At 74.4% G+C, this 7,851-nt stretch carries 4 protein-coding genes and 1 pseudogene; 1 reads left to right on the forward strand and 4 read right to left on the reverse strand.

Going from position 1 to position 7,851, the window contains the following annotated elements:
- On the reverse strand, window positions 1-1,207 hold a 1,207-nt coding region (gene xylB / locus ACZ6CL_RS42510; RefSeq protein ID WP_468946846.1), incomplete at its 3' end, for a xylulokinase.
- 147 nt (window positions 1,208-1,354) lie between these two features.
- Between xylB and xylA the strand changes: the two genes are divergently transcribed.
- A complete protein-coding gene (gene xylA / locus ACZ6CL_RS42515) occupies window positions 1,355-2,527 on the forward strand; it encodes a xylose isomerase (protein ID WP_468946848.1) in 1,173 nt (390 codons plus the stop codon).
- Window positions 2,528-2,611: 84 nt separating this feature from the next.
- Here xylA and ACZ6CL_RS42520 read toward each other — a convergent pair.
- The 3 genes and pseudogenes from ACZ6CL_RS42520 to ACZ6CL_RS42530 all read right to left on the reverse strand — a co-directional run.
- Window positions 2,612-3,574, reverse strand: a pseudogene (locus tag ACZ6CL_RS42520) (pectinesterase family protein); the annotation flags it as partial.
- A 334-nt stretch (window positions 3,575-3,908) separates the two neighbouring features.
- The gene (locus ACZ6CL_RS42525) at window positions 3,909-5,252 is read right to left on the reverse strand and encodes an SWIM zinc finger family protein (RefSeq protein WP_468946850.1); all 1,344 of its coding nucleotides are present in this window, start codon (window positions 5,250-5,252) and stop codon (window positions 3,909-3,911) included.
- Window positions 5,249-7,851, reverse strand: a 2,603-nt coding sequence (locus tag ACZ6CL_RS42530) for a DEAD/DEAH box helicase (protein WP_468946852.1), incomplete at its 5' end; no start/stop codon positions are given. The genes ACZ6CL_RS42525 and ACZ6CL_RS42530, both read right to left, overlap by 4 nt.

Below are 7,851 nucleotides of genomic sequence, written 5' to 3' on the forward strand. Positions count from 1 at the left end.
TGCCCTTGGCGCCGCCGCCGATGAGCAGCAGCGGCGTATCCGGGGCCGCGTCCGCGTCCAGCACCTGGTCGAGCGCGGTCAGCAGGGTGAAGACGGCACCGTCGTAGGCGGCCTGGAGGAGCTGGCCCGGCGTCGTGTCATGGCGCAGCCCGTGCAGCAGCCCGGAGGCGTGGGGCAGGTTCGGGGTGCGCTCGCCGTCCAGGAAGGGGAGCAGTACGGAGTGGCCGCCCGGCTCCACCGCCTCTCGGTCCCGGCCCAGCAGCGCGGCGACCTTGTCGACGGCGAGCGTGCAGTTGAGGGTGCAGGCCAGCGGAAGCCAGGCCTCCCGGGTGTCGGCGAACCCGGCGACCGTCCCCGTCGGATCGGCGGGCCGGTGTTCCGAGACCGCGTACACGGTGCCGGAGGTGCCGAGGCTGAGCACGGGCTGCCCCGGGCGCAGCCCGAGCCCGAGGGCCGCGGCCATGTTGTCACCGGTCCCGGTGGCCACCAGGGCGCCGGTGGGCAGCGGCAGGTCCGGCAGGTCCCGTACCGTCCCGGCCGCCTCGCCGTGCCGCAGGACGCGTGGCAGCAGGGCGGGGGAGAGTCCGACCCGGCCGAGGATCTCTTCGTCGTACGCCTCGCTGCCGGACGCCCACCAGCCGGTACCCGAGGCGTCGCCGCGGTCGGTCGTGCCGTATCCGGTGAGCCGTTCGGTGAGGTAGTCGTGGGGGAGCCGGACGGCCGCGGTGGCGCGGGCCGCCTCCGGCTCGTTCTCCATGAGCCAGGCCCATTTGGTGACGGTGAACGATGTCGCGGGCACGCTGCCGGTCCGCTCCGCCCACGCCTTGGGGCCGCCCAGCTCCTCGACCAGCCGGTCGCGCTGCGGCGCCGAGCGCACGTCGTTCCACAGCAGCGCGGGGCGCACCGGACGGCCGGAGGTGTCCAGCGTCACCAGCCCGTGCTGCTGGCCGCCGATGGAGACCGCGGCTGCCTGCCGGGCGTGCGGGCCGCACTGCCGCAGCGCCTCCGCCAGCGCCTCCCACCACTGCTCGGGATCGCTCTCCTTGCCCTCGCCGCCGGCGCCGCCGCCGACGGTGTGCGGACCCTGGCCGCGTGCGACGACCCGGCCGGTCGCGGCGTCGACGACCAGCGCCTTGGTCGACTGCGTGGAGCTGTCCACGCCCACGACCAGCGGTCCTTCCGGCACGGGCACGGCTGCTGCTGCCATCTCGCGCTCTCCCTTGCGTCCCTGTGTGATGCGACTGCGTCCCTGTCCGCCGCGGAGAGTCTCCGCGGCTGATGAGCGGGGCTTCCCCGGAATGCTCGCGCATACTAATTTGTAAAGCGCCCTGACGAAATAGGCGAGGGAGCTGTGATGAGCTACAACCCCACCCCTGAGGACAGGTTCACCTTCGGCCTGTGGACGGTCGGCTGGCAGGGCCGGGACCCGTTCGGGGACGCCACCCGCCCGGCGCTCGACCCCGTCGAGTCCGTCACCCGGCTCGCCGAACTCGGCGCGTACGGCGTCACCTTCCACGACGACGACCTCATCCCCTTCGGTGCCTCGGAGACCGAGCGCGAGTCGCACATCAAGCGCTTCCGGCAGGCCCTGGACGCCACCGGCATGACCGTGCCGATGGCCACCACCAACCTGTTCACCCATCCGGTATTCAAGGACGGCGCCTTCACCGCCAACGACCGGGACGTCCGCCGCTACGCCCTCCGCAAGACCCTGCGCAACATCGACCTCGCGGTCGAGCTGGGCGCGAAGACCTATGTGGCCTGGGGCGGCCGCGAGGGCGCGGAGTCCGGCGGCGCCAAGGACGTGCGCGCCGCCCTCGACCGGATGAAGGAGGCCTTCGACCTGCTCGGCGCGTACGTCACCGAGCAGGGCTACGATCTGCGCTTCGCCATCGAGCCCAAGCCCAACGAGCCGCGCGGCGACATCCTGCTGCCCACCGTCGGCCACGCCCTCGCCTTCATCGAGCGGCTGGAGCGGCCCGCGCTGTACGGGGTGAACCCCGAGGTCGGCCACGAGCAGATGGCCGGGCTGAACTTCCCGCACGGCATCGCGCAGGCGCTGTGGGCGGGCAAGCTCTTCCACATCGACCTCAACGGCCAGTCCGGCATCAAGTACGACCAGGACCTGCGGTTCGGGGCGGGTGATCTGCGGGCCGCCTTCTGGCTCGTCGACCTGCTGGAGACGGGCGGCTACGAGGGCCCGCGCCACTTCGACTTCAAGCCGCCGCGCACCGAGGACATCGCGGGCGTCTGGGCGTCGGCCGCGGGCTGCATGCGCAACTACCTCATCCTCAAGGAGCGGGCGGCGGCCTTCCGTGCCGACCCGGAGGTCCAGGAGGCGCTGCGCGCCTCGCGCCTGGACGAGCTGGCCCGGCCCACGCTGGAGCAGGGCGAGACTCCGGCGGCGCTGCTCGCCGACCGCACCGCCTTCGAGGAGTTCGACGCCGAGGCCGCCGCCGGGCGCGGCATGGCCTTCGAGCGCCTGGACCAGCTCGCCATGGACCATCTGCTGGCCGCGCGCGGCTGATCCCGGCAGTCACCTCAAGAGCGACCGGCCGCCGGTCCCGCCCCCCGACGGGACCGGCGGCCGGAGTTCACCGGACCCGCCGGATCAGGACGGCTGCCAGCCCGCGAGCCAGTCCGCGGTCTCGTAGTCGGCGGCCTGCGCGTCGGTCAGCTGCGGCCGGTCGCCGCTCGCCGTACCGGAACCGGCGCCCGTGTTCTTGTACTCCGCGAAGCGGTCGTCCTTCCAGGAGAAGCCGCCCATGTCAGTCCACGGCGTGGTTTTGACCGCCGCCGACAGATTCGTGTTGCGGACGACCGTCTGCGGATCGAGGCTCGCGTCCCCGCCCGCGTGCCAGGGGCGGCCGAGATAGAAGGACCTGCTGCTGACGTCCCCGCTGACGGTGCTGTTGATGAACAGGAAGCCCTTCTTGCCCGCCGCCGTCGAGGGCGCCGCGACATAGCCGCCGGAGCTGCCGTCATAGCGCTTGACGAGCTTTATGGCCGACTTGTTGATGACGGCGGAGGCGCGGCCGAAGACGAAGTCGACGTTGCCCTGGATGACGGAGTTGTTGACGTACACCCGGCCGGTCTTGTCCTTGCTCGCCGAGTCGAGCAGCAGGGTGTCCTGGTCGCCGACCGCACCGATGTTGTCCAGCACGATTTTGTCGGCCGCGGTGCGCAGCGCGACCGCCTGCTTGTCGGTGATGCTCGTGTTCGCCTCGTTGAAGTCGTTCACGAACTGCAGATGGCGCGCCTGGAAGTCGTCCGCCTCGACGGCGACGGTCGCGCTGCCGCTGGTGCCGTAGGTCCCGCCGCCGGGCTTGGGAGTGCCGGAGGCGTTGTTGTAGACGATGGTCACGTCACTCTTGTTGCCGGTGCTGCCCACCAGCCGGATGTGCGGCTTGTTGGAGGGGATCTTCACAGTCTCCCGGTAGGTGCCGGGCTTGACGGAGATGGTGACCGCGGAGGAGTTGTTCGCCGGGACCGCGTTGACGGCCGCCTGGACGGTCGTGTACTGACCGCTGCCGTCCTTGGCGACGACGAGGGTCGCCGCCGCGGCGGAACCTGCCGCGTGGGCCCGGCCGCTGTCGCCGAGCCATCCGGCGGCCGGAGCGGCGATCAGCGCGGCACCGGTGGCGAGGGCCAGGGGGCCGAGGAACGGACCGGGGCGGCGGCGCCGGGAGCGCGGACGCGTTGGGGGCATGGGGGATCTCCGTCCCGTGGAGGCGTGTGCGGGGTGTTTCTGACGCCTTACGGTTGCCGCGCCTCCGCGAAAGGTTGCCGCCCTCGCGGGGGCGGGCCGGGAGCCCGCCCGCCGCCACGGGAACCGGCCTGCTGCCGGTGGGACCGGACCGCCACCGTGGGACCGCGCCCGGTCCCACCGGCGCCCGCCTGATGCCGGGTCAGTCCGGGGCGGCCATCGCCAGGGCTGCCTCCGGGTCCTGGGCCGACGGCCCGACGGGCCACCAGCGGCCCCGGTCCTTCCGGTACGGCCACCAGCGGCCGTCGCGCCCGTAGCGCACCTGGGCGTCGGCGCCCACCGCCGTCCAGCGGTTACCCGCCACGCGCAGCCGGGGCGCCCGTTCGCCCTCCTCCCACGCGCTGGCGAGCTGGGCGCGGGCGCGCGCCAGGGCCTCGGCGTCCGGTGTCCACTCCTCCTCCAGCACGGCGAGCGCCGCGGCCCCGCCGTGCTCCCAGGCGCGTACCGCGCGGGCCAGATCCAGGCGGTCGCGGCCGCAGCCCGCCGCGAGCCGTGCGGCGATGGCGGCCGGGGGACCGGTAGCGGTCAGCCGCACCGTGTCCTGCCACTCCGTGAGCGCGGCCGGGACGGGGGAGACGGCATGGCCGGGAGCCAGCGCCTCGGCCAGCAGCCGCTGGGCGCGTACGGCGGCGTCCGCCGCGAGGAACTCCAGCGCAACCACATCGAGCCCGGGCGCCGGGTCCGTGCCCCCGGCGAGCGCCGGGGGGCGGCTGGGGGCGGCGACGGCGGGTGGGGGAGCGGGCAGCGCGGTCGGGCCGGGCGCGGCGAACGCCGCCTGCGCCGGTACGCCCTCCTGTGCAGCGGAGGGAGCCTCGTCCCCGGGAGGCTCCCCGGCCGTTTCCCCGGCCGGTGCGGCGTGCCGGGCGGCGTGCGCCACGCTGCGTACCTGAAGCTCGTCCAGCAGCTCCCGCTCCCCGCGCCCGCGCATCAGCAGCAGCAGATACGGATCCTCGTCCAGCAGCCGGGCGACCTGGTAGCACAGCGCGGCGGTGTGCGGGCAGTGGTCCCACGCCTCGCACGCGCACTCCGGCTCCAGATCACCTATCCCGGGCAGCAGATCGACGCCCACGGCTGCCGCGTCCTCGACCAGCTGCGGCGGCATGTCGCGGTCGAGCAGCGCGGCGATGTGCCCCGAGCGCTCCGCGACCACCCCCAGCAGCCGGTCCCACTCGCCGTCGTCCAGCTCCTGCAGCAGCACATCCGAGCGGTACGGGGTGCGGTCCCGGTCCCGTACCACCGCGGTGATCCGCCCCGGCCGTACGCACACCGCGCCGACCGCGCCCTCGCGCGCCTGCTTGCGGCCGCGCTTGAGCTGCCCGTTGTCCAGCGCGGTGTCCTCCAGGGCCTTCAGCCACGCCTGGCCCCACCAGGTGCGGGCGAAGCCGCGGCCCTGGGCGGGTGGCAGGGCGGGGAGGGTGCGCTCGGGCCGCGCGCCGGGCGCGTCCTCGGCGTACCCGTTCTCCCCGGAGTGTCCGGTACGGCTCAACGCTCGCTCCCCCTCAGCTCCACCAGCTCCGCGAGCTGGGCGTCGGTCAGTTCGGTCAGCGCGCCCTCGCCGGAGCCCAGCACCGCGTCGGCCAGCTCCCGCTTGCGTTCCAGCATCGCGGCGATCCGGTCCTCCACGGTGCCCTCCGCGACGAGGCGGTGGACCTGCACCGGCTGGGTCTGGCCGATGCGGTACGCGCGGTCGGTGGCCTGCGCCTCTACGGCCGGGTTCCACCAGCGGTCGTAGTGCACGACGTGACCGGCGCGGGTGAGGTTCAGCCCGGTGCCCGCGGCCTTCAGCGACAGCAGGAACACCGGTGCCTCGCCGTCCTGGAAGCGCCGCACCATCTCCTCGCGGCGCGCCACCGGCGTGCCGCCGTGGAGCAGCTGGACCGGTACTCCACGCGCGGTCAAGTGGCCTTCGAGGATCCGGGCCATCTGCACGTACTGGGTGAAGACGAGGACGCTCGCGCCCTCGGCGAGGATGGTGTCGAGCAGCTCGTCGAGCAGCTCCAGCTTGCCGGACCGGCCGACGATGGTGGGCCGGTCCTCCTTCAGGTACTGCGCCGGATGGTTGCAGATCTGCTTCAGCCCGGTCAGCAGCTTGACGATGAGCCCGCGCCGCTCCAGCCCGCCCGTGACCGCGATCTCCGCGAGGATCTCCCGCACCACCGCCTCGTACAGCCCGGCCTGCTCCTTGGTGAGCGTGACGGCCCGGTCCGTCTCGGTCTTCGGCGGGAGTTCGGGCGCGATGCCCGGGTCGGACTTGCGGCGCCGCAGCAGGAAGGGGCGGACCAGCTTCGCCAGCCGGGCCGCGGCGTCCGGGTCGCTTCCGCTCTCCACGGCCTGGGCGTAGCGCCTGCGGAACGCGTCATGGGTGCCCAGCACCCCGGGTGTGGTCCAGTCGAGGATCGCCCACAGCTCGGAGAGGTTGTTCTCGATGGGGGTGCCGGAGAGCGCGACACGCGCCGTGGCCCCGATGGTGCGCAGGCGCTTGGAGGTCGCCGAGAACGGGTTCTTGACGTGCTGGGCCTCGTCGGCGACGACCATGCCCCAGGGCCCCGCCCCGGCCAGCCGGTCCGTGTCGAGCCGCATCGTGCCGTACGTGGTGAGGACGAACTCCCCGTCCGCGAGACGGTCCAGGCTGCGCGCCGTGCCGTGGAAGCGGCGCACGGGCGTGCCCGGCGCGAATCGTTCGATCTCGCGCCGCCAGTTGCCCATCAGCGACGTGGGACAGACCACCAGGGTGGGCCCGGCGGCCCCGGGGACGTCCTGCCGGTGCAGATGCAGCGCGATCAGGGTGATGGTCTTGCCGAGCCCCATGTCGTCGGCGAGACAGCCGCCGAGGCCGAGCGACGTCATCCGGACCAGCCAGTCCAGCCCGCGCAGCTGGTAGTCGCGCAGGGTGGCGGCCAGGGCCGCGGGCTGGGCGACGGGCGGTCCGCCGTCGTCCTCCCCGGGGCGGGCGAGGCGGTCGCGCAGCGCGGCCAGCCAGCCGGTGGCCCGCACCTCGACCTCGGTGCCGTCGGCCTCCACACGGCCGGTGAGGACGGCGCCGAGCGCGTCGACGGGGGCGAGCTTGCGGTCCTGACGGTCGCGGGCGCGCCGCGCCGACTCGGGGTCCAGGACCACCCACTGGTCGCGCAGCCGCACCACCGGGCGGCCGGCCTCGGCGAGCCGGTCCAGCTCCTCCCGGGTCAGCTCCTGGTCGCCGATGGCGAACCGCCAGCTGAAGCGGAGCAGCGCGTCGGCGGAGAGGAAGGAGGGCGTCCGGGGGCCCTGGCTCTGCTCGGGGCCCTCCGCGTCGTCCGGGCCCTCCGCGTCGTCCGGGCCGACGACGGCGCGCGCGGTGAGCCCGCGCACCAGCTCCTTGGGCCAGTGCACCTTCACCCCGGCGGCATCCAGCGCCCCGGTCGCCGGGCCCAGCAGCTCGGTGACCTCCTCGTCGGCGAGGTCGACCGCGTCGGGCACGGCGGCGGACAGCAGCGGGGTGAGCGGCGCCCAGGCGCGGGCCGCGCGCCGCAGGGTGAGCAGGGCGTCCATCCGGGCCCGGGGGCCGAGCGCCGCACCGGCGGGCGCGCTGCCCGCCCACACCTCGGCGGCGTCCGCGAGCAGGGACGGGTCGGTGAGGCTGTGCAGCTGGAGGACGGCGCGGAAACCGGGCCCGGTGCCGGTGCCCTGGAGCAGTTCGATACGGAGCGACAGCCGTACGCCCGCGTCGTGCCCGGCGGCGACGTCGGCGGCCCAGACGCGCTGTTCGGGAAGCCGCCGCGGGGCGGCAGCGGCGAAGGCGGGGCCGCCCGCGGCCACGGACGCGGCGGGCGAGCGCGGCAACCCGTCCGCGACCGCGTCGAGGAAGGCGCGCAGATGCCGTTCGGGGTCGGGCAGCAGCAGGGGGGCGCTGCCGGGCAGCGCCACCGCGTGGGCGGCGGGCGGCATGGCAGCGGCCAGCTCGCGTACCTTCTCCAGGTCGTCGCCGTCGAGTGGACCGACGCGCCAGGCGTCGTGGTCGGTGGCGGTGAGGCCGGGCAGCAGTCGGCCGCGGGCGGCGAGCTGCAGGGCGAGGACGGCTGCGGCTCCCCAGAAGGCCGTCGCGGGGT

This window comes from Streptomyces sp. NPDC041200, from assembly GCF_055591805.1.

What these genes read in the sequence shown, in the direction of transcription:
- xylA (WP_468946848.1), top strand. Translation starts at nt 1,355, where the DNA reads ATGAGCTACAACCCCACCCCTGAGGACAGGTTCACCTTCGGCCTGTGG.